At 64.1% G+C, this 19,085-nt stretch carries 18 protein-coding genes; 5 read left to right on the forward strand and 13 right to left on the reverse strand.

Annotated features, from left to right (window positions below; genetic code table 11):
• Positions 1–136: 136 nt before the first annotated feature.
• The 4 genes from MF606_RS04840 to MF606_RS04855 all read left to right on the forward strand — a co-directional run bounded on the left by MF606_RS04840 (position 137) and on the right by MF606_RS04855 (position 4,036).
• On the forward strand, positions 137–1,045 hold the full coding sequence (locus MF606_RS04840; protein ID WP_240232523.1) for an alpha/beta fold hydrolase: 909 nt from the start codon (positions 137–139) through the stop codon (positions 1,043–1,045).
• 194 nt (positions 1,046–1,239) lie between these two features.
• A complete protein-coding gene (locus MF606_RS04845) occupies positions 1,240–2,190 on the forward strand; it encodes an MBL fold metallo-hydrolase (protein ID WP_240232524.1) in 951 nt (316 codons plus the stop codon).
• 17 nt (positions 2,191–2,207) lie between these two features.
• Positions 2,208–3,821, forward strand: a complete 1,614-nt coding sequence (locus MF606_RS04850; RefSeq protein WP_240232525.1) for an FAD-dependent monooxygenase — start codon at positions 2,208–2,210, stop codon at positions 3,819–3,821.
• Entirely contained in the window at positions 3,818–4,036 is a 219-nt protein-coding gene (locus tag MF606_RS04855; protein WP_240232526.1) for a DUF2783 domain-containing protein, read from the forward strand. The genes MF606_RS04850 and MF606_RS04855 overlap by 4 nt, the downstream gene beginning before the upstream one ends.
• A gap of 27 nt (positions 4,037–4,063) precedes the next feature.
• Here MF606_RS04855 and MF606_RS04860 read toward each other — a convergent pair whose 3' ends face one another.
• The 7 genes from MF606_RS04860 to MF606_RS04890 form a co-directional block, all read right to left on the reverse strand.
• A complete protein-coding gene (locus tag MF606_RS04860; RefSeq protein ID WP_240232527.1) occupies positions 4,064–5,071 on the reverse strand; it encodes an ABC transporter ATP-binding protein in 1,008 nt (335 codons plus the stop codon).
• The gene (locus MF606_RS04865) at positions 5,068–6,084 is read right to left on the reverse strand and encodes an ABC transporter ATP-binding protein (protein WP_240232528.1); all 1,017 of its coding nucleotides are present in this window, start codon (positions 6,082–6,084) and stop codon (positions 5,068–5,070) included. The genes MF606_RS04860 and MF606_RS04865 overlap by 4 nt, the downstream gene beginning before the upstream one ends.
• 8 nt (positions 6,085–6,092) lie before the next feature.
• Positions 6,093–6,815: an arylmalonate decarboxylase gene (locus tag MF606_RS04870; RefSeq protein WP_240232529.1), complete on the reverse strand. Its 723-nt coding sequence runs from the start codon at positions 6,813–6,815 to the stop codon at positions 6,093–6,095.
• Between the two features lie 68 nt (positions 6,816–6,883).
• Positions 6,884–7,846 carry an ABC transporter permease gene (locus tag MF606_RS04875; RefSeq protein ID WP_240232531.1) on the reverse strand — a complete coding sequence of 321 codons (963 nt, stop codon included), beginning with the start codon at positions 7,844–7,846 and terminating at the stop codon, positions 6,884–6,886.
• Between the two features lie 6 nt (positions 7,847–7,852).
• Complete coding sequence (locus tag MF606_RS04880; RefSeq protein WP_240232532.1) at positions 7,853–8,773, reverse strand: ABC transporter permease; 921 nt, start codon at positions 8,771–8,773, stop codon at positions 7,853–7,855.
• A 21-nt stretch (positions 8,774–8,794) separates the two neighbouring features.
• Positions 8,795–9,754, reverse strand: a complete 960-nt coding sequence (locus MF606_RS04885) for an aldo/keto reductase (protein WP_240232534.1) — start codon at positions 9,752–9,754, stop codon at positions 8,795–8,797.
• A 57-nt stretch (positions 9,755–9,811) separates the two neighbouring features.
• Complete coding sequence (locus MF606_RS04890; RefSeq protein WP_240232538.1) at positions 9,812–11,566, reverse strand: ABC transporter substrate-binding protein; 1,755 nt, start codon at positions 11,564–11,566, stop codon at positions 9,812–9,814.
• A 137-nt stretch (positions 11,567–11,703) separates the two neighbouring features.
• Between MF606_RS04890 and MF606_RS04895 the strand changes: the two genes are divergently transcribed.
• Positions 11,704–12,450 carry an IclR family transcriptional regulator gene (locus MF606_RS04895; protein WP_240232540.1) on the forward strand — a complete coding sequence of 249 codons (747 nt, stop codon included), beginning with the start codon at positions 11,704–11,706 and terminating at the stop codon, positions 12,448–12,450.
• 10 nt (positions 12,451–12,460) lie between these two features.
• Here the strand turns inward: MF606_RS04895 and MF606_RS04900 are convergent, their stop codons facing one another.
• The 6 genes from MF606_RS04900 to MF606_RS04925 form a co-directional block, all read right to left on the reverse strand.
• On the reverse strand, positions 12,461–14,062 hold the full coding sequence (locus MF606_RS04900) for an FGGY-family carbohydrate kinase (protein ID WP_240232542.1): 1,602 nt from the start codon (positions 14,060–14,062) through the stop codon (positions 12,461–12,463).
• A 9-nt stretch (positions 14,063–14,071) separates the two neighbouring features.
• On the reverse strand, positions 14,072–14,800 hold the full coding sequence (locus MF606_RS04905; RefSeq protein WP_240232544.1) for an SDR family oxidoreductase: 729 nt from the start codon (positions 14,798–14,800) through the stop codon (positions 14,072–14,074).
• A gap of 18 nt (positions 14,801–14,818) precedes the next feature.
• Positions 14,819–16,069, reverse strand: a complete 1,251-nt coding sequence (locus MF606_RS04910; RefSeq protein WP_240232545.1) for a sugar ABC transporter permease — start codon at positions 16,067–16,069, stop codon at positions 14,819–14,821.
• Positions 16,066–16,878: an ATP-binding cassette domain-containing protein gene (locus MF606_RS04915; protein ID WP_240232547.1), complete on the reverse strand. Its 813-nt coding sequence runs from the start codon at positions 16,876–16,878 to the stop codon at positions 16,066–16,068. Before MF606_RS04915 ends, MF606_RS04910 begins: the two co-directional genes overlap by 4 nt.
• 61 nt (positions 16,879–16,939) lie before the next feature.
• Positions 16,940–17,983: an ABC transporter substrate-binding protein gene (locus MF606_RS04920; protein ID WP_420842240.1), complete on the reverse strand. Its 1,044-nt coding sequence runs from the start codon at positions 17,981–17,983 to the stop codon at positions 16,940–16,942.
• A 200-nt stretch (positions 17,984–18,183) separates the two neighbouring features.
• Positions 18,184–19,068 (reverse strand): helix-turn-helix domain-containing protein, encoded by an 885-nt coding sequence (locus MF606_RS04925; protein WP_240232553.1) that lies wholly within the window; start codon positions 19,066–19,068, stop codon positions 18,184–18,186.
• Positions 19,069–19,085: the final 17 nt, after the last annotated feature.

The following is a 19,085-nucleotide window of genomic DNA, read 5'->3' on the forward strand; positions in this document are numbered from 1 at the left end:
CACCCGGAAGCGGCCCGTTCCCTTTCTATCACGAAGAGGGGATTGGCCGCTTTCTCGCGCCGGTCAGGTATTTTGGGCAGCTGTGTCGAATTCTCTCCCACCCGCTCGTCGTCAAGGCAGCAAGAGGAGATTACCAATGCTGCGACGCACCTTCCTGTCACTGACTGCCGCGCTGGCACCGCTCATGGCGTTGCCTGCACTCGCCCAACCATCCGACCAAACCGCCGCCCCAGGAGTCGCCATGTTGCCCGCCCCATCCAAATCCGGCTACGCCCCGGTCAATGGCGTCGAAGTCTACTATGCCGTCTATGGCGAGGGCGATCCGGTCGTCCTGCTGCATGGTGGACTGGCCACAATCGACATGTTCGGTCCGAACGTCGCGCTGCTGGCCGAGGGGCATCAGGTTATCGCCATCGACCTGCAGGGACATGGTCATACGTTGCCCTTCGACCGCCCGATGAGCTACGAGGCCATGGCCGACGACGTTGCCGGCGCCATCCAGTATCTCGGTTTCGAAAAGGCAGATCTCATGGGCTATTCGCTCGGCGCAGGCACTGCCTTGCGTGTGGCGATTCAGCATCCTGATGTCGTGGACAAGCTGATCGTCGTTTCCGCGCCATACGCGTGGGCTGGCTGGCACGATTACAACCAGCAGGGCATGCGCTCGATGACGCCCGATATGGCCGAGGGCATGAAAGGCACGCCGCTTTATGAGTCCTATGCAGCCGTAGCGCCCGACGTGAACAACTTCCCGATCCTGATCGGGCAGGTCAACGCGATGATGATGCATGACTTCGACTGGTCTGCCGAGATCAAGCAGATCAAGGCGCCGACCCTGCTCATGTTCGCCGACTGGGACGCCGTGCGCACTAGCCACGTCGCCAGCTTTTTCGAGCTGCTGGGCGGTGGCCTGCAGGACGCGCTATGGGATGGGTCGGGCATGAATGCCAACCGCCTGGCCATCATTCCCAACGCCACCCACTACAACATCTTCGCCGACACAAGGCCCGGGGAAGCCGCGATTGCTTTCATCGACGCCGAGTAGCAGGCGCCAACACAGTCGGAGCAAACCAGGCTCGGCCCCGCAGGGCCGAGCCTTTTCGTTCGTCGCGTCCAAGCCAGCTCGACCGGCCGACTCCGGGCTTGTTAGTTACATTTTCAACTAATATCCCGATCAAGGGCTTGGGGGCACTGCCTTCCGTCCCGCTGCCGTTACGACCCCAATAGGAGCTTTACCCCATGGCCAAGGCATTCGCGTCGCAGGGCGATACGCGTGAGAAGAGCGTTTCGTTCACCGAGATCGGGGCGGGCGTGTGGGCTTTTACCGCCGAGGGGGATCCCAATTCGGGTGTCATTATCGGCGACGACAGCGTGATGGTCGTGGAGGCCCAGGCCACGCCGCGCCTGGCCAACAGGGTGATCGAAAAGGTTCGGGAAGTCACCGACAAGCCGATCAGCCACGTCGTCCTGACGCACTATCACGCCGTGCGGGTTCTTGGCGCTTCCGCCTTCGGCGCCACTCAGGTGCTGATGTCGGACAGCGCTAGGGCCATGGTGGAAGAACGCGGCCAGGAGGATTGGGACAGCGAGTTCCAGCGCTTCCCACGTCTGTTCGAGGGTCACGAGAGCATTCCGGGCCTGACCTGGCCGACCACGACCTTCTCCAAATCGATGACCGTCTATCTGGGCAAGCGCCGGATCGAACTCATGCATCTGGGCCGCGCTCATACGGCCGGTGACATCGTCATCCAGGTGCCGGACCAGAATGTCATGTTCACGGGTGACATCGTCGAATATCACTCGGCCTGCTATTGCGGCGACGGCCATTTCGGCGATTGGGGCCAGACGCTCGATGCCATCAAGGCTTTCGAGGTCGATGCCATCGCGCCGGGGCGTGGCGATGCGCTGATCGGTCCGACCATGGTCAACAAGGCGATCGAGGCTACACGCGACTTCGTCCGCTCGACGTATCAGCCTGCGGCCCGCGTGGCGGCCAAGGGTGGAACGCTCAAGGACGCCTGGGACGCGGTTCGCGCCGTCTGCGACCCGAAGTTCGCCCACTTCGCCATCTACGAGCACTGCCTGCCGTTCAACGTGGCGCGGGCCTATGACGAAGCGCGCGGCATCGACACGCCGCGTATCTGGACCGCCGAGCGCGATCTCGCCATGTGGGATGCCCTGCAGAACTAGAGCGGCCAGGGGGGACCATGCCAGCCTACGAACATGTGCCGTTTGATTATGTCCGGCCGCCTGAGCTTGACGGCGGCAGGAGCGAGACACCGGTTGCCATTGTCGGCGCTGGTCCGGTTGGCCTTACGCTGGCGCTCGATCTGGCGCAGCGCGGCATCAAATGCGCCGTGCTCGATGACAACAATGTCGTTTCGGTCGGCTCGCGCGCCATCTGCTGGGCCAAGCGGACGCTCGAAATCTTCGACAGGCTTGGCGTTGGCGAGCGTATGCTGGACCAAGGCGTGACCTGGACCGTGGGACGGCTGTTTCACGGTGCCGACGAGGTCTATTCCTTCGACCTGTTGCCCGAGCAGGGACACAAATATCCGGCCTTCATCAATCTGCAGCAGTATCTGGTCGAGCAACACTTGGTTGAACGCTGCCGGGAGTTCGCCGATCTCATCGACCTGCGGTTTCTCAACACGGTCGTTGGGCATGAGGAGACCGCATCCGGCGTCACCATCGAAGTAACGACGCCCGACGGAGCCTATCGGCTGGCGGCGGACTATCTCGTGGCCTGCGACGGCGCCAATTCACCGACCCGGCGGCGTATGGGGCTTGAGTTCGAGGGGCAGAGCTTTGAAGAGCAGTTCCTGATCGCCGATATCGAGATGGACCAAAGCCCGTTTGGCGAGTCAGGGCGCGCCGAACGCTGGTTCTGGTTCGATCCTACTTTCCATGCCGGCAAATCGGCGCTGCTGCACCAGCAGCCAAATTCGATCTATCGCATCGACCTGCAATTGAGCGCTGGTGTCGACGCCAAGCTGGAAGCCACCCCTGAGCGGGTGATCCCGCGCATCCAAGCCATTGTCGGCGACAAGCCGTTCCGGCTTGATTGGGTCAGCGTCTACAAGTTCCGCTGCGCCAAACTGGCTCGTTTCGTGCACGGACGGGTGATTTTCTGTGGCGACAGCGCGCATGTGGTCTCGCCATTCGGGGCGCGTGGCGGCAACGGCGGCGTGCAGGACGCTGACAATCTGGGCTGGAAGCTGGCTGCGGTGCTTGAGGGCTCGGCCGATGCCAGCCTGATCGAGAGCTACGATGCGGAGCGCGGTCATGGCTCCTCCGAGAACATTCTGAATTCGGCCCGCGCCACCAATTTCATGACGCCCAAATCGCCAATCGAGGCGCTGTTTCGCAGTGAAACCTTGCGACTGGCGCATGACCAGCCGTTTGCGCAGAAGTTGATCAATTCGGGCCGGCTGTCGCTGCCCTGCTTGCTGGAAGGCCATGGCCTGCAGACCCCGGGCGAGGCGCCGCTGCGACCGGGCTCGGTCGCGCTCGACCTGCCGCTGGTGGATGGCGGGTGGTTGGTCGAGCTGGTGCAGGGCGATTTCGTCTTGGTCGGGTTTGGTCCCGTGGCCTTGCCGGATGTGGCCGGCGTCAGACGCCTTGGTATCGATCAGCAGGGGGACTATCCCTGCCGGGCCAGCGTGGGCGGCTACGCCCAAGCGCGCTACGGCGTCGGCCTGGCCTACCTGTTCCGGCCGGATGGACATGTCGCGGCAGTGTTTGCTGAGCCAACGGCCGACCTGGTGAGCGCCGCTCGGCATCGCGCCTTGGGCGCACCGGATCGCGTGGAGGCGGCATGAGCGACGCAAACATCACCAATGACAATCTGGGCGCGAGCCGGGATGAATTCTACAGCTTGTTGATGTCGGCCCATGAGGGGCTGAGCGAGGCGCATAGCCACGCGCTCAATGCCCGGCTAGTGCTGCTCATGGCCAATGAAATCGGCGATCTCGATCGACTGAAGGCCGTGATTGCGCTGGGTCGATCCTATGAGGGCCCGGAAGACCCCCCCTGAGTTCAGCCAGGGCGGGCCTTCCACTCGTTAGGCGATGGCCGGACTTATCGCAAAGTGACAGGCGGTCGAGGCGCCGCCACCGCTCGGGAGGAGCAGCGGCGCTTCGCTGCGGCAGCGATCCTGAGCGATGGGGCAGCGCGTATGGAAGGCGCAGCCGCGTGGCGGATTCATCGGGCTGGGCAACTCGCCCTTTAGTGCGACCCGCGGGCGCGCAGCCGCCCGATCCGGGTCGGGCAGTGGCGCTGATGCCATCAGCGCCTGGGTATAGGGATGGCGCGGGTTCGCATAGACTGTTTCGGCGTCGCCGATTTCCACGATCCGACCCAGATACATCACCGCCACACGACGCGAGATATGCCGAACGACCGAAAGATCATGGGCGATGAACAGATAGGACAGGCCGAGGTCGCGCTGCAAATCCTGCAGGAGGTTGATGACCTGGGCCTGGACTGACACATCGAGTGCCGAAACCGGCTCATCGCAGATGATCAGCTTGGGACTGAGCGCCAGGGCTCGCGCGATGCCGATGCGTTGCCGCTGGCCGCCGGAGAATTCGCGCGGGTAGCGGTGGACATGTTCAGGATTGAGACCGACCCGGGCCATGAGGTCCAGCACGGCCTTGCGCCGGCCGCCCGGCGGTTCGATGTTCTGAATGGCGAAGGGCGCTTCGATGATGTCGCCAATGGTCTGGCGCGGATTGAGCGACGAATAGGGGTCCTGAAACACCATCTGGATATCGCGCCGCAAAGCCCGCAAGGCTGCGCCATCCAGACCGGTAATGTCCTGCCCTTCGAAAGTGATACGCCCGCTGGTCGCCGTCAGCAGCCGCCCGACGATGCGGCCGGTCGTCGACTTGCCGCAGCCGGACTCGCCGACCAGGCTCAGGGTTTCGCCGCGACCGATGCTGAAGCCGACGCCATCCACTGCGCGGATCGAGCGCTCCTTCCCAAACAGGCGCTTGCCGATCGGAAAGTGCTTGCTGAGATTGTCGACGGTCAACAGCGGGGGCTGCGTGGAGCTGGAAGCTGTGGTCATGGCGTAGACTCGATGCTGGCAGGCAGGGGACGGGCGTGCTGGCGCGCAGCCTTGGAGAGGTGACAGCGAATAGCGTGGTTTGGCGCTACGTCATGGGCGTAGGGGGCCTCACTGGCGCAGCGGTCGCCGGTCACCTGGGCCGCAAAGCCGCACCGCTGCCGGAAGGCGCAGCCCTGTGGCAATGCGGCGAGCGCGGGTGGGGCGCCAGGAATGGCCGTGAGGCGTTCGCGATGCAGGTCGAGCCGCGGCATCGAATCCAGCAGACCCCAGGTATAGGGATGCGAAGGGCGGTAAAACACGTCGCGCACGCTGCCGGTTTCGACCGCGCGCCCCGCATACATGACCGCTACGTCGTCGGCCATTTCGGCCACGACGCCGAGATCGTGGGTGATGAGGATGATAGCGGAGCCGAATTCGCGCTGCAGGTCCTTGAGCAGATCAAGGATCTGGGCCTGGACGGTGACGTCGAGGGCGGTCGTTGGTTCGTCGGCGATCAGCAATTGCGGATCGCAGCTTAGTGCCATGGCGATCATGACCCGCTGCCGCATGCCACCGGACAATTCGTGCGGATAGCTGTCGAAGGTTCGCTTCGGGTCGGCCATACCCACCCGGTCGAGCAGGTCAAGGGCACGGGCGCGTGCCGCCTTGCCGCCGACGCGATGATGGGCCCGATAGGCTTCGATGATCTGGTCACCGACCCGGTGATAAGGATGCATCGAGGTCAACGGATCCTGGAAGATCATGGCCATGCGGTGGCCCCGCAATTTGCGGAGCGCGGCTGGCGCGGCCCCGACAATCTGGGCGTCACCGATGCTGATCTCGCCGCTGACGCGGGCGCGCGGTCCATGCAGGCCAAGCATGGCCAGGCTCGCCGCGGTCTTGCCCGAGCCGGACTCCCCGACGATGGCCAGGGTCTTGCCGCGCTCGACCGAGAATGTGAGCCCATCGACGGCCCGAACCAGCCCTTCTTCCGCCGGGAAATGCACCTTCAGGTCACGAACCGAGACGAACATGCTGGCTCCTATAGCTTCGCAGCGGCTTCGAACAGGCGGCCTTCTCCGGCAGCGCGCGGATCCAGACCGGCCCGTCGCACCGTGGCCCACAGTCCGGCCAGGGGTGAGGAGATGACCGGCTTGCCGGTTTCGGCCTCGAGGATGCGTACCGCGGCGCGGGTCGGCAGACCGCCGCATGAGATCAGCAACGCTTCGGCATTGGGCGCGGCCTGGAGGGCGCGCCGGCCCATCTCGGTCACTGCGGCCTCGGAAACCTGGTGCACCTGCTCGATCGAGGCGATCCCCAGATGCTCGAGCGAAGCCAATTCGATGCCGGCAGCCTCAAGGAACAGGCGCAAGGCGCTGTTGACGTCGCTGCGATAGGCGGTTGCGACGGCCAGCCGCCTGACTCCAAGCCGGGCCAGCGCCTCCAGCATGGCGCTGCTCATGGTGAGCGACGGCAGTTTTGACCGCGTCGCGATCTCGGTTTCGAGCGCCAGATTGAACTGGGGCCCACGATAGAAACTCAGTGAAGTACCCATGAGCGCCACGATGCTGGCACCCCGGGAAGCGAGCCGCTCAGCGGCCGCCCCAACGGAGTCCACGACGGAATCGTAGCCCTCGTTGGACATCTCGGCGAGCCCAAGGCCCTCGGCGATGAAATCGAATTGCGGGTAGACCTGTGCGGCGTCGGGGGGAACCGCACCGGCGGCTGGTGGGACAATCAAGCCCAGGGATGCGCGTTTCAGCATGCCGACCCCACGGAACCGGAATGGGGGAAGACCTTGGACATGGAATACTCCGTAACAAAAAACATGGGTCAGCCCAGACGCACGCGCGGGTCGCGCAAGGCTTGCAGGACATCGACAAGGAGGTTGGCGAGGACGACGAACAGGGCCGCGATCAGCACCGTGCCCATGATCACGGGCAGGTCGCCAGCTTCGACGGCCTGCACGGCGAGCGAACCGACGCCGTTGAGCCCCCAGATGCGTTCGGTGATGATGGTGCCGCCTAGCAGCCCTCCGAGATCGAGGCCGACCAGGGTCATGACCGGGGTCATCGCTGGGGGCAGGGCGTGTTTATACATCACCCTGCGTTCGCTCAGCCCCTTGGCACGGGCGGTGCGGACATAGTCCTGGTTGAGGGTTTCCAGCATCGAGCCGCGGGCAATGCGCGTATAGGTGCCGGCGCCGACCACGGCGAGCGTCGCCCAGGGCAGCAGCATGTGGCGCAGCCATTCGCCGGGGTCGCGGGTAATCGGCACGAAGCCGCCCGACGGGAATAGCGGCAGGCCGGCATTGGTGAGCAGAAAGAAGAATACATAGAACAGCAGCGTTCCGACCACGAAGGTGGGGAACGACATGCCGGCCAGGGCCGTCATGGTGATCAGGCGGTCGGCGGCCTGCCCGGAATGGCGGGCCGAGAAGATGCCGGCGGGAATAGCGACCAGCAGCCAGATCGCCACCGAACCCAAGGCCAGCGAGATCGTTGCGGGCATGCGGCGCAGGATGGTGGTGAGCACTTCCTCCTGGTTGACGAAGGACATGCCGAAATCGAAATGCAGCAGTGCCCACATGTATCGCAGGTATTGGATATACACGGGCTGATCGAGGCCGAGGCGGGTGCGGACCATGGCGATCTGGTCGGCGGTAGCGAACTCACCAGCGAACATTAGCGCCGGATCGCCGGGTGTCGCCATATAGAACAGCACGAATACGGCCAGACTGATGAGCCACAGTGTCAGCAAGCCGAACAGGGTGCGGCGTAAAATGAATCTGAGCATGGCGGTCTACTTCGTCCGGCGTTCAGAGGAGGGATCGAGCGCGTCACGCAGGCCGTCGCCGAGCACGTTGAAGGCCAGCGTCGCGGCCAGCAGGAACAGGGCCGGAAACAGGATGGTCCACCAGGCTACGGCGTAGTTGGTCTGGTTCTCGGCAATGATGCCGCCCCACGTGGCCGTTGGTGGCGGCACGCCGAGGCCGAGAAAGCTCAGCGAGGCCTCAAGTACGATGACCTGCGGGATCAGCAGGCTGCCGTAGACGATGACCTGGCCGGCAATATTGGGCAGGATTTCGCGCACCATGATGCGCAGGTCGCTGGCGCCCAGCATGCGGGCCGCGTCGACAAATTCGCCCTCCTTGGTGGCCACGACCAGATTGCGCACCACGCGGGCCACCGGACCCCAGGTGAAGAAGACGATGGTGCCCATCATGATGGGAAAGCTGGCGCCATAGACCGAGACCAGCGCTACGGCGGTGATCAGCAGCGGCAGTCCCAGCACCACGTCGACGAAGCCCGACAGCATGGTGTCGATGAGCCCGCCGCGAAAGCCGGCCAGCATGCCGACGGCGATGCCGATGGCGATGGCGGTGAGGGCGCAGGTGACGGCCACGAAGATGGTGATCTGGGTGCCGACGACGAGCCGCGCCAGCAGGTCGCGTCCGACGACGTCGGTGCCGAGAAGGAAGGTGGAGCCCGGCGGCAAGGGAACGCCGCCGGGGGTCAGGCCGATGTCGCGGAACTGCTCGTTGGGGCCGTGCCCCAGCAGCATGACGATGACCGGCGCAAACACCGCCGTCAGGATCAGCAGAACGATGACCGCCAGGGCGGCCATCGCGGCTTTGTCACGCAGCAACTGGCGCAGCACGCGTTGCCGCGTATTCAGCGCTGGGGGGGCCGGATGACCGGCACTGGCAGGGATATCGGACATCGGTTCGCTCCGGCAGGCCAATCAGCTCGTGGTGAGCGGGGTGGCGTGGTTGGGCGGCAGGTCGAAGGCATGGCCGGCAACGCCGAAATCAGCGAGCGCAGCGCGGATGGCGGCACCATGCTTTTCAGCAACGGCGACGGCGCCGACATTGTCTTCGAGCTGGCTGATGCGGCTGGCGCCAAACAGCAGTGAAGCCGTCTGCGGGTTGGCGATGCAGAAGGCGATCGCCAGCTGTGCCATCGAGCAATCGAACTGCTTAGCGACTTCGGCGAGACGCGGAACCAGGTCGATGATCTCTTCGCGCACATTGCCGGGATCGCGACCGAGCACGCGCTCGCGCACCAGATTGCCGGCCAGAATGCCGCCCTCAAGGCTATCGGACGCATGGATCGAGATGCCGGTTTCGGCCCGCAGGGCCGTGTAGTCCTCGGCCTCGACGATGTGGCGGCGGGCAATATTGTATTTGATCTGCACGATCTGCGGCGTCGGCAGGCCCTCGGCCTTGCAGGTGTCGTAGGCGATGCGCAGGTCCTTGGCCGACCAGTTCAGGCCACCCCAGGCGCGGGCCTTGCCCGACGTGACAAAGCCGGCATTGATGCGTGCGGTTTCGGCCGGATCATCGCGGCCGGGGCGCATGCCGTAGCACATGATGACATCGAGATAGTCGGTATCGAGCCGGAACAGCAATTCATTGAGCTGGTGCGCCAGCGTCGGGTCGTCGCCGTCATACCACCAGACCTTGTCCATGATCATGATGTCCTGGCGCTTGAGGCCGGCATCGCGCAGGGCGCGGGACAGCACCACTTCGGTGTGCGGGGCGGTGCGGTAATGGGCGACGTCGAACATGTTGATGCCGAGATCGGCAGCGCGGCGCACTAGGTTGACGACGTCCCGGTATTCCATGCGCGAATAGGTCTGGTACGAACCCAGTGATACGACCGAGGTGTTGAGCCCCGAAGTTCCGATCTGGCGGTATTGCACGTTAGTCTCCGAAATTGGGAAGGGGTGCGCGGGCGAGGGGCCCGCCCGCGCCGTGAGTTACTCGGCGATCCAGACCAGGGTCGGATCGACATTGTTAAACAGCAGGTTGACCGTGGTGCCGCGCATACGCTCGGAGGCGTAGAGCGAGATCTTGCCGGTGATGAGCGGCACGATGGGCGCATCGGTCATGATCGCCTTGTCGGCGGCCGCCCAGGCTGCGGCCGCAGCGGCCTCGTCGTTGGCGGTCAGGGCGGTATCGATCAGCGTATTGACCTCTGGATTGTTGTAGCAGGTCCAGTTGCTGGTGCTGGACTCGCAGGCCTCGCCATCGAACATCGGCACGATCATGGTGCGGGCGGAATCGCCTACCCAGTCGGCGCGGATCGAGGTCATGCCCACGTCCCACGCTCCGGCATTGGTGGCCTGGCGGTTCTGGTACATTTGCGACATGACCGTCCGCGACGGTGCCGGCTGCATGATCAGCTTGATGCCGGCTTTGGCCAGGTCTGCCTCAAGGGCGGCCGAATAGAGGTCGTAGCGACCGCCCGAGGCGTAGCTGAACTTGAGTTCGATACCGTCGGGGAAACCCGCCTCGGCCAGCAGCGCCTTGGCCTTTTCCGGGTCGCCTTCGTTGTTCGGCGTCGGATAGAGGCTATAGGGCTCGTAGCCGATAACATTGGCGGTCAGGATTTGATCGACGGCCTGCTTGACGGCCGGTCCACCGCCCACCTGGACGATAGCGGCCTTGTTGACGGCGTAATTGATCGCCTGGCGAACGCGGATATCGGCCAGCGCAGCATTGTTGTTGGGCGAGGCGATATTAAGCACCAGGATCGGATTGACCGCGCCATCCGCGAATTGCAGCAACTGCGGATCGTCAGGGTTTTCCATGATGCGGGTCAGGTCGGCCGTGGCGATCGACAGGTCGAAATAGCCATCTATGTCGCCCGCTTCGATCATGCGCTGGGTCTTGCCGGCGTCGGGGGTGCCGAAGGCGACTTCGATGCGGTCGACATAGGCCTTGCGCAGCGGATCGGCGTCGGCATTCCACGTCGTGCTGCGCACGAGGTTGAGCTGTTCGTTGAGGATGTAGTCCTCGATCACATAGGGGCCCGAGCCGACATAGTTGCGGCGCAGTTCGGGGGAGTTTGGCAGGTAGTCGAGCATCTCGACAGCGATCGGGGCTGAGGAAATCAGCGCCAGGATCGAGGTGAAGTCGGCGGTCGGACGTTCGAGCGTAATCTTGAGCGTGCGTTCGTCTTCGGCGGTGAGGCCGGCGACCTGGGTGCCTTCGACATAGCTGCGGATCGACTCGACATCCGCCGGGACCTGCGCAAAGCCATCGCAGAACTCGGCAAAGCCCTTGATGATGCCGATGTAATAGGTGGGCGTACCGGTGGGCTGCACGGGATTGCACAGACGCTTGAAGCCGCGAATGGCATCCTCAGCCGTGATCTGGCGGGGCTCATCGGTGTTCCACATCGCGCCTTCGCGGATCGTGAACCGATAGACCAGGCCACCCTCCTCCGGGGACGGCACGGCTTCGGCCAGATCAGGCACCGGCTGGGCCGCGACCTTGGGATCGGCGTCGGTGGGGAATGCGACCAGCGTGCGGGTCAGGGCGCGGTGGAGAAACACTGACGCCGAGCGTGCCGATACTGGATCGAAGCCGGCGACGTCGCCCGAGCCGACCAGCTTGAAGGTACCGCCCGCCTTGGGCTCTTCGGCAAAAGCAGGTTGCGCCATCAGCGCGAGCGCAACGAGGCCGACGCCAGCCATGAGCTGACGCGCCGACAGGATACTCGATTTCATTTCCCTCTCCTTTGAAATCGCCCCTAATGCACTTGCTGCAAGTGAGGCGGTAGCGACTTGTATTTCGTTCCGTATATTGGTACGTTGTGCCGAATTACGGAACGAAGTTACGCCGACATGGGGGAATTAGTCAAGACATGAACAGCGTCCGAAAAGCGTTAGTGGTTCTGGAAACGGTTGCCGACCTGCAACCGGTGGGCGTGAGCGAGCTTGCCGCCCATCTCAAGCAACCCAAAACCTCGGTGCAGCGGGCCCTGGAGACCCTGCATGAAGCGGCCTGGATACGGCCCACGGGCGGGGAGCGCACGAAGTGGGAGCTGACCTTCCGTGCCAGCCGGTTAGCGCGCAAGGCCGGCAGCCACTTTGGCCTGCGGGAGGCGGCACTGCCCATCATGGAGAAACTTCGGCGCGAGACGAATGAGACCGTTCACCTGGCGGTGCTCGATGATTTCGAGATCGTGCTGATCGAGCGCCTGGAAAGCCCCCATGCGGTGCGCCATGTCGAGCCGCTCGGCGGGCGCGCGCCTGTTCTTTCAACTGCGACCGGCAAGGCCATACTGTCTTGCCTGGGCGAAGACGAGGTCGCGCGCATCTATCGCGAGGCGGTCAAGGCCGAGAGCCAGTCTGTGGCCATCGCGCCGCCGCCACCAATCGACGAACTCATGCGCGAGCTCGCCGAGATTGCGGCGCGCGGCTATGCCACGACGACATCATGGCGTCAGGATGTATTTGCGACCGGCGCGGTGATTGCTGCCACCGATCGCCGGCCGATCGCCGCGGTCAGCGTTTCGACGCCGGCCGGGCGGGCGACTGTGGAAAACCGCGCACTACATGCCCAGCTTTTGCCGATCGCGGCGCTGCAGATATCGGAGCACCTTATCTAACTAGGCGGGGTCAGGCGTCCGCGTTGGCGGCCTGCTGCAATCGCGTGAATGTCCGGAATCGACTCTCGTGCAGCGCGACGATCTGACTGGCGGGCTCGAAGACGGTCGTCGCGCGCGTCATGGCCGACATGGCTTCTGGCATGCTCGGGTAGAGGCCTGCCGCCAAGGCGCCCAGTATTGCCGCCCCCAGTAGCACCGGCTCCGCCGCCTCGCTGGCGACGACCGACAGACCGGATGTGTCCGCCAAGATCTGTCGCACCAGGTCGTCCTGGCCCGCGCCGCCGCTGATAACGATCCGGCGCACCGGCGCGCCATGCCCGGCCTGGACTTCGATGATCTGCCGCAGCCCGTAGCCGATCCCGCTCAGGCCAGCGACATAGAGCGCGACTAGGCTGCTTTCAGACTGATCCATCCCCAGTCCGGCGATGACTGCGCGCGCGTCGGGATTGGCGAAGGGGGCACGGTTGCCGAGGAACTCCGGCACGACATGGACGCCGTCGGCCAAGCGAATCGCATGAGAAGCGGATGTCGATTGGCGAACCGCGCTCTGGGATAGGTAGGCGAGCAGCGAAAGGCCCAGCTCGGAGGCTTTCTTTTTTGCCTCGCCGCTGGCGGGGTGCAAACCGACAAGGCGGTCGATGGCGGCGCCCGCAGCAGACTGCCCGCCCTCGTTGAGCCAGAGCTCCGGCATCATGGCATCGAAATATGGCCCCCAGACTCCCGGCACGAAGGCAGGGCTTTTCGTCGTCGTCATGGTGCAGGAAGAGGTGCCAAAGACGTAGGCCATGTTCTCTTCGGCCGTACCTATAGCGCCGACCGTTCCGACCCCGCCGGCATGCGCATCGATGAGCCCTGCGCCGACGGGCGTGCCGGCCGGAAGTCCCATCTCGCGAGCGGCTTCGACCGTCAGGCCGCCGATCCTGGTGCCTGGTGGAACGACCTCCGTTCCGATACGGACAAATCCCTCATCAGCCAATTCGCCGAGACCGATGGCCTGAAAATAGGTCGGGTCCCAGCGCTTCTCATGCGCGAGATAGGTCCATTTGCACGTCACCGTACACGAGGATCGCGCCAGGCTGCCGCTGGCCCGCCAGGTGACGTAGTCGGCAAGGTCGAAGAAGTGTTCGGCGGCACGAAACGTCTCCGGCTGATTCTCCTTAAGCCACAGGATTTTCGGCGTTTCCATCTCGGGTGAGATCGTGCCGCCCACATACCGCAGCACATCGTGACCCTGGCGCGTAATGCGCCGGGCCTGCTCGACTGCCCGGTGGTCCATCCAGACGATGATGTTGCGCTCTGGGTCCCCGGAGGGTCCGACAGGCAACGGCTTGCCGCCCTCGCCGATGACGACCAGCGAGCATGTCGCATCGACACCGATGCCGCCGATGGCGGTCGGAGAAATGCCGCTAGAGGTCAGGGCCTCGCGGACAGACTCGCATATAGCGCGCCAGATATCGTTGCTGCATTGCTCGACGATCTCGCCGTCCTCGAAGAAGATGGCGATGTCCCGCTTGGCCGAGGCCAGCATCTGTCCATCGGCTGTGAATATGCCGGCGCGGGCGCTGCCGGTGCCGACGTCGATGCCGATGAAATGCTGCGCCTCAGTCGTCATGGGATGCCCTCAGAGGTCGACCGTTGTGGGAAGGATGACCAGGTCGCGGACCGTAACACCTCTGGCGCGTGTCACCATAAATAGCACGGCCTCGGCCACCTCCTTGGGTTGCATGAGGCTGCCATTGGCCAGGGCCTCATCCATCTTGGCCTTCGGCCAGTCCTTGAGCAGGGCGGTGACCACCGGACCTGGTGCAACCGCGCCGACGCGAACGCCATCATTGGCGACCTGGCGACGCAGCGTATGAACGAACGCCTGAACGGCGAATTTGGAGGCCGTATAGATCGGCTCCCAGACGACCGGGACCAGGCCGGCAATCGAGCTGGTGAGGATCACATCGCCCGACTTCTGGGCAACCAGATGCGGTAGGACGGATCGAACCGCGCGGAAGGTGGAGTTGATGTTGAGGTTCAGCATCCTCTCCCATTCATCAGGATCGCCGTCGACGACTGGCCCGCCGACATAAGAGCCGGCATTGGCGTGGAAAATATCGAGCCCGCCGGCGACGGCGAGGATACTGTCCTTCAGGCCATCGACCTGGGTACGGTCGAACAGATCCGCCTTCACCGCAAAAGCGCCGTCGCCGATCTCGGCCACAAGTTCGTCCAGCCGGGCCGCGTCACGGTCGATCAGAACCACCCGGGCGCCCGCCGCATGCAGGGTGCGGGCACATTCGAGGCCTATGCCAGAGGCGGCACCAGTCACAGCGGCAACCTTGCCGCTCAGTTGCTGGGTCATTTGCTATACTCCAAGAGATCAGGCGCGACCGTGCGAGACGCGGCTACGACGAGCCAACGAGTCCACGATGACGGCAATTGCGAGCACCGCCCCGGTAATCATGTAACGCAGCGACGATGAGAGGTTGAGCAGCGTCAGTCCGTTGGAAATCGCCTGGATGACGATGATCCCAAGCACGGCCGACCACGCGCTGCCACGGCCGCCGAAGAGGCTCGTGCCGCCGATCACCGCCGCAGCGATGGCGTTGAGGTTGACGTCGCCGGTGCCGGCCTGCTGGCTGGATGACGCCAGGCGCGAGGCCCCCAGGATGCCGCCTGCGGCGGCGAGGGTCGAGCACAGGATGAAGGCGGACATGTAGATGCGCTTGACGTTGATACCCGCGCGGCGGGCGGCTTCGCGGTTGCCGCCAACGGCAAACATCGAGCGGCCCCACTTGGTCCGCGTCAGGCCGTAATTGAGAACGACGGCGATCAGCACGAACAGGGCGAACATCCAGGGGAGACCGCGACCGAGGTTGAGATACCAGACCGCGATACCCAGGCCGACAGTTAGGGCGACGGCCTTGGCGATCACCAGCCGCATCGCAAGGGGAGCCAGGCCGGCCTGGACCCGACGCTGACTGGTGCGCCAACCGGTGATTGCCAGAACCGCGCCGGGCAAGACCGCCAATGGATAGGACATCCAATCCGGCATGATCATGACCTGGCCGAAGCGGACGAGATCGGACTGGAACGGCAGGTTGATCGAGCCGGTCGAGCCGAGCAGGTAGAGTTGCATACCAAGCAAGGCCAATAGGCCCGCAAGCGTGGCGACGAAGCTGGGCATGCCCAGGCGTGTGTAAAAGATTGCGTAGACGAAGCCCACCAGCGCGCCGGTGCCCAAGGCCGCGACGATCGCCAATGCCAGCGGCATGCCTGAATTCACCCAGAGCACGCCGATAATGGCGGAAGCCAACCCGCTCATGGAGCCGACCGAAAGGTCGATTTCGCCCAGCATGAGGACGCAGACGATGCCGAGGGAAATGACGCCGACGGTCGCACAGTCGAACAGTAGGTTGACGAGATTGTTCGGCGCCAGGAAAACCGGATTGAGGGCCGTGAACACCACGGAGATGAGCACCAGGCCCACCATGACCGGCAGCATGCCCAGGTCGCCCGAGCGGATACGATCGACGAAGCCGCGGAACGCGCCGGCAAAGCTGTCGTCATTACGGACGCGGCTATCGGCGCGGTCCAGGGTAGCAGAGCTGTTCGGGTCGGGAGTGGTCATAGTCCGGCCTCACGAGTGGCGGCCTGTTCGGCACGCGATTGCTGACGGCGGGTTACGGAGTTTTCGGCGGCGCCGGTAATGGCGGCCACAAGTTCGTGGTGGGACGTTTCGGCGGTGAACACACCATTGTTCCGGCCGAGGCGCAGCACGACGATCCGATCGGCGACGGCCCGCACGTCCTCCATGTTGTGACTGATGATGATCACCCCGAGTCCCCGGTCGCGGACGCGTTCGATAAGATTGAGCACCTCCGCCGTCTGGGCCACGCCCAGTGCCGCGGTGGGCTCGTCTAGCATGATGATCTTGGGTTCGAGCAGCAGCGAACGAGCGATGGCGACGGTTTGGCGCTGGCCGCCAGACAGTGACGCGATCGGTTGGCGAACTGACGGAATGCGTGCGGCAAGCTCGCGCAACAGCGACCATGCCCGCAATTCCATACTGACCTCGTCGAGCTGCCAGGGCGCCAGTTCGTGCCCGAGAAACAGGTTGGCGACGACATCGAGGTTCTCGCACAGGGCGAGGTCCTGAAAGACGGTGGCTATGCCCAGTTCGAGCGCCTTGCCCGGCCCGCTCAGATTGACCGGCGAACCGAGATACTCGATCGTTCCGGCGCTGGGCTGGAACACCCCGGCCAGGATTTTGACCAGCGTGGACTTTCCCGCGCCATTGTCACCAACCAGGGCCACGACCTCGCCGGGATGCACGTCGAGCTCGATATCGGCCAGGGCCGAGACGGCGCCGAAATTCTTGGAAATGCCGCGCAGTCTGAGGATGGGCTCGGTTGTGGTCGGCTGCGTCGATGCGCTCATGATGCTGCTTCCTCAAGAGATTGGCTCCGCCCGTCGAAAGGGGCGGAGCCTAGATGGGCGCTTACTGGATGCCCAGTTCGCCACAGGCGGCGGCATACTCGCCAGTGCAGATCTCGGCGGCGGTCTGGATGCCGGAGTCGAAGATCAGTTCCTTGATGTTCTCGGCAGTGACGACGGCCGGAGTGAACAACTGGGACGGCGTTTCGTAGAGCGTATGGGTCGCTTCTGGCGTCTCCCCGTTCATCAGGGCGACGGCAACTTCGGCGGCGGCCTTGGCCACGATCTCGGACGGCTTGGAGATCGTGTTGTACTGGTCGCCGGCGATGATCAGCTGTAGGGCTGCGATCGTCGCATCATTGCCGGAAACCGGCGGAACGGGATCGACACCAGCCGCCTTGAGAGCGGCTATCGTGCCGCCCGCGGTGCCGTCATTGGCGGCCACCACGCCGACGATCTGGTCGCCGAACCGGGTGATCTGACCGGCAACCCATTCCTGGGCAGCGGGCGGGGCCCAGTCGGGCGTATCGAACTCGGCCAGCGTTTCGTAGCCGGAAGCGTCGAGAGCGCGGTCGATGCCGTCGCGGATCAGCCCGGCAGCCGCATCGGTCGGCGAACCGTTGACCTGGAGCACGCCCGAACCGGCGGCAACGCCTTCGGCCTTGAGGTGCTCGACCAGCGACTGGGCGATGGCGTAGCCGATGCCCTCATTGTCGAACGAGACATAGTAGTCCGCCGGCAGATCCGGGATGGGACGGTCATAGGCAATGACCTTCACGTCCTGCGAGTGGGCTATCTCAACCAGAGCGGCAGCTGCCGCCGAGTCGACCGGATCGAGCACGACAATGGTTGCGCCCTGCGCGATGACGGAATTGAACTGCTGCTGCTGCAGAGCGGCGTCCGCATTCGCATTCTGATAGATCAGCGTGCAATCGGCGCACAGCTCGGCCATGGCGGCCTGGAAGCCCGGCCAATCGTGTTCCTCATAGCGGGTCGATGCCTGGTCGGGCATCAGGAAGGCGACGGTGGTCGCGGCATTTGCGGCAACAGCGCCGGCTAGCGAGATCGCCAGCGCGGCGGCAGTTCTGATAGCGGTGTTGTTCATCATTTCTCCTCCAAGACATTCTTGTTCCGACGCCATTGTCGGGGTTCGCGCCATCCGCCTGGCAACAACCGTCCCTTGCGATCGAGACACAGGGTCTCGATCCGCCGGTCAGTGCGGTCGCGGATGATTTTAGTGCCGCCTTTCGGGCGGGTCGTCAGTCCGGCGCGGGCCTCAACCCTTCTGCGCCGTCTTCGGGGGCGTCTTCATGCCGCCTCCTCAAAGCTCTTGTTTTCCAGCAGGAGGCGCCGGAACTGGGTGGGCGTCACGCCACGCAGCGCCAGGAACTGCCGGTTGAAATTGGACACGTTGTTAAAGCCCGACGCGTAGCAGACATCCGTCACCGAACCGAACTCGGAGGACATCAGAAGCTGGCAGGCCAGCGTCACCCGCAGGCGGTTGACATACTTCGTCAGCGATTGGCCGGTATGCCGCTTGAAGCTCCGCGACAGCGTCGATGGGGTAACGCCGGCAAGCCGCGCCAAGGTGGTTTCGTCGAGCTCCTCGGTGAGGTTGTCATTGATGTGGCTCAGGACCTCGTTGATCCCGGTCGACATGAATCCGGATGGATCAGGCAGATAGTGTTGGCTGGTTAGGGTCTGGGCATCGCGGTCCTTCTCGAGTTCCGCGACAATGCCCAGGAACAGCGCTACACGCTCTGCGCCGCTCGCATGGATGACCTTGCGCATGGAGTCCGACACGCGGCCCGCCGTCTCGGCGCTGAACAAGACGCCGGCGCGGCTGCGCTCGAACAATTGACGGGTGCCCGCGAGTTCCGGAAAGCATTGGATGGTGCGTCCAATGAAGTCCTCGGTAAACTGCATCACGCGGCTGCGCAGAGGCACGCTGGCCTCGTCCGCGACTTCGCTGATCCAGTTATGGGGCAGGTTGGGCCCGACCAGGATGAGATTGCCGGGTGTGAACTGACCGATGAAGTCGCCGATGAAATATCGGCCGGACGTCGCGCAGACCAGGTGCAGTTCGTACTCGGGGTGGAAGTGCCAGCGGACCGTGTGAAACGGATAGCCGTGCTCCCACGCCTTGAAGGACTCTGTCTCGCCGATACGGACGAGTTCTAGATCCGGTTGCACGCCAATCCTCCCGTGAG

Source organism: Devosia lacusdianchii (genome assembly GCF_022429625.1).
Taxonomy (GTDB): Bacteria; Pseudomonadota; Alphaproteobacteria; order Rhizobiales; family Devosiaceae; genus Devosia; species Devosia lacusdianchii.

Coding starts and splice junctions, on each gene's coding strand:
- MF606_RS04840 (WP_240232523.1), top strand. CDS start 137: ATGCTGCGACGCACCTTCCTGTCACTGACTGCCGCGCTGGCACCGCTC.
- MF606_RS04845 (WP_240232524.1), top strand. CDS start 1,240: ATGGCCAAGGCATTCGCGTCGCAGGGCGATACGCGTGAGAAGAGCGTT.
- MF606_RS04850 (WP_240232525.1), top strand. CDS start 2,208: ATGCCAGCCTACGAACATGTGCCGTTTGATTATGTCCGGCCGCCTGAG.
- MF606_RS04855 (WP_240232526.1), top strand. CDS start 3,818: ATGAGCGACGCAAACATCACCAATGACAATCTGGGCGCGAGCCGGGAT.
- MF606_RS04860 (WP_240232527.1), bottom strand. CDS start 5,071: ATGACCACAGCTTCCAGCTCCACGCAGCCCCCGCTGTTGACCGTCGAC.
- MF606_RS04865 (WP_240232528.1), bottom strand. CDS start 6,084: ATGTTCGTCTCGGTTCGTGACCTGAAGGTGCATTTCCCGGCGGAAGAA.
- MF606_RS04870 (WP_240232529.1), bottom strand. CDS start 6,815: ATGCTGAAACGCGCATCCCTGGGCTTGATTGTCCCACCAGCCGCCGGT.
- MF606_RS04875 (WP_240232531.1), bottom strand. CDS start 7,846: ATGCTCAGATTCATTTTACGCCGCACCCTGTTCGGCTTGCTGACACTG.
- MF606_RS04880 (WP_240232532.1), bottom strand. CDS start 8,773: ATGTCCGATATCCCTGCCAGTGCCGGTCATCCGGCCCCCCCAGCGCTG.
- MF606_RS04890 (WP_240232538.1), bottom strand. CDS start 11,566: ATGAAATCGAGTATCCTGTCGGCGCGTCAGCTCATGGCTGGCGTCGGC.
- MF606_RS04895 (WP_240232540.1), top strand. CDS start 11,704: ATGAACAGCGTCCGAAAAGCGTTAGTGGTTCTGGAAACGGTTGCCGAC.
- MF606_RS04900 (WP_240232542.1), bottom strand. CDS start 14,062: ATGACGACTGAGGCGCAGCATTTCATCGGCATCGACGTCGGCACCGGC.
- MF606_RS04905 (WP_240232544.1), bottom strand. CDS start 14,800: ATGACCCAGCAACTGAGCGGCAAGGTTGCCGCTGTGACTGGTGCCGCC.
- MF606_RS04910 (WP_240232545.1), bottom strand. CDS start 16,069: ATGACCACTCCCGACCCGAACAGCTCTGCTACCCTGGACCGCGCCGAT.
- MF606_RS04915 (WP_240232547.1), bottom strand. CDS start 16,878: ATGAGCGCATCGACGCAGCCGACCACAACCGAGCCCATCCTCAGACTG.
- MF606_RS04920 (WP_420842240.1), bottom strand. CDS start 17,983: ATGATGAACAACACCGCTATCAGAACTGCCGCCGCGCTGGCGATCTCG.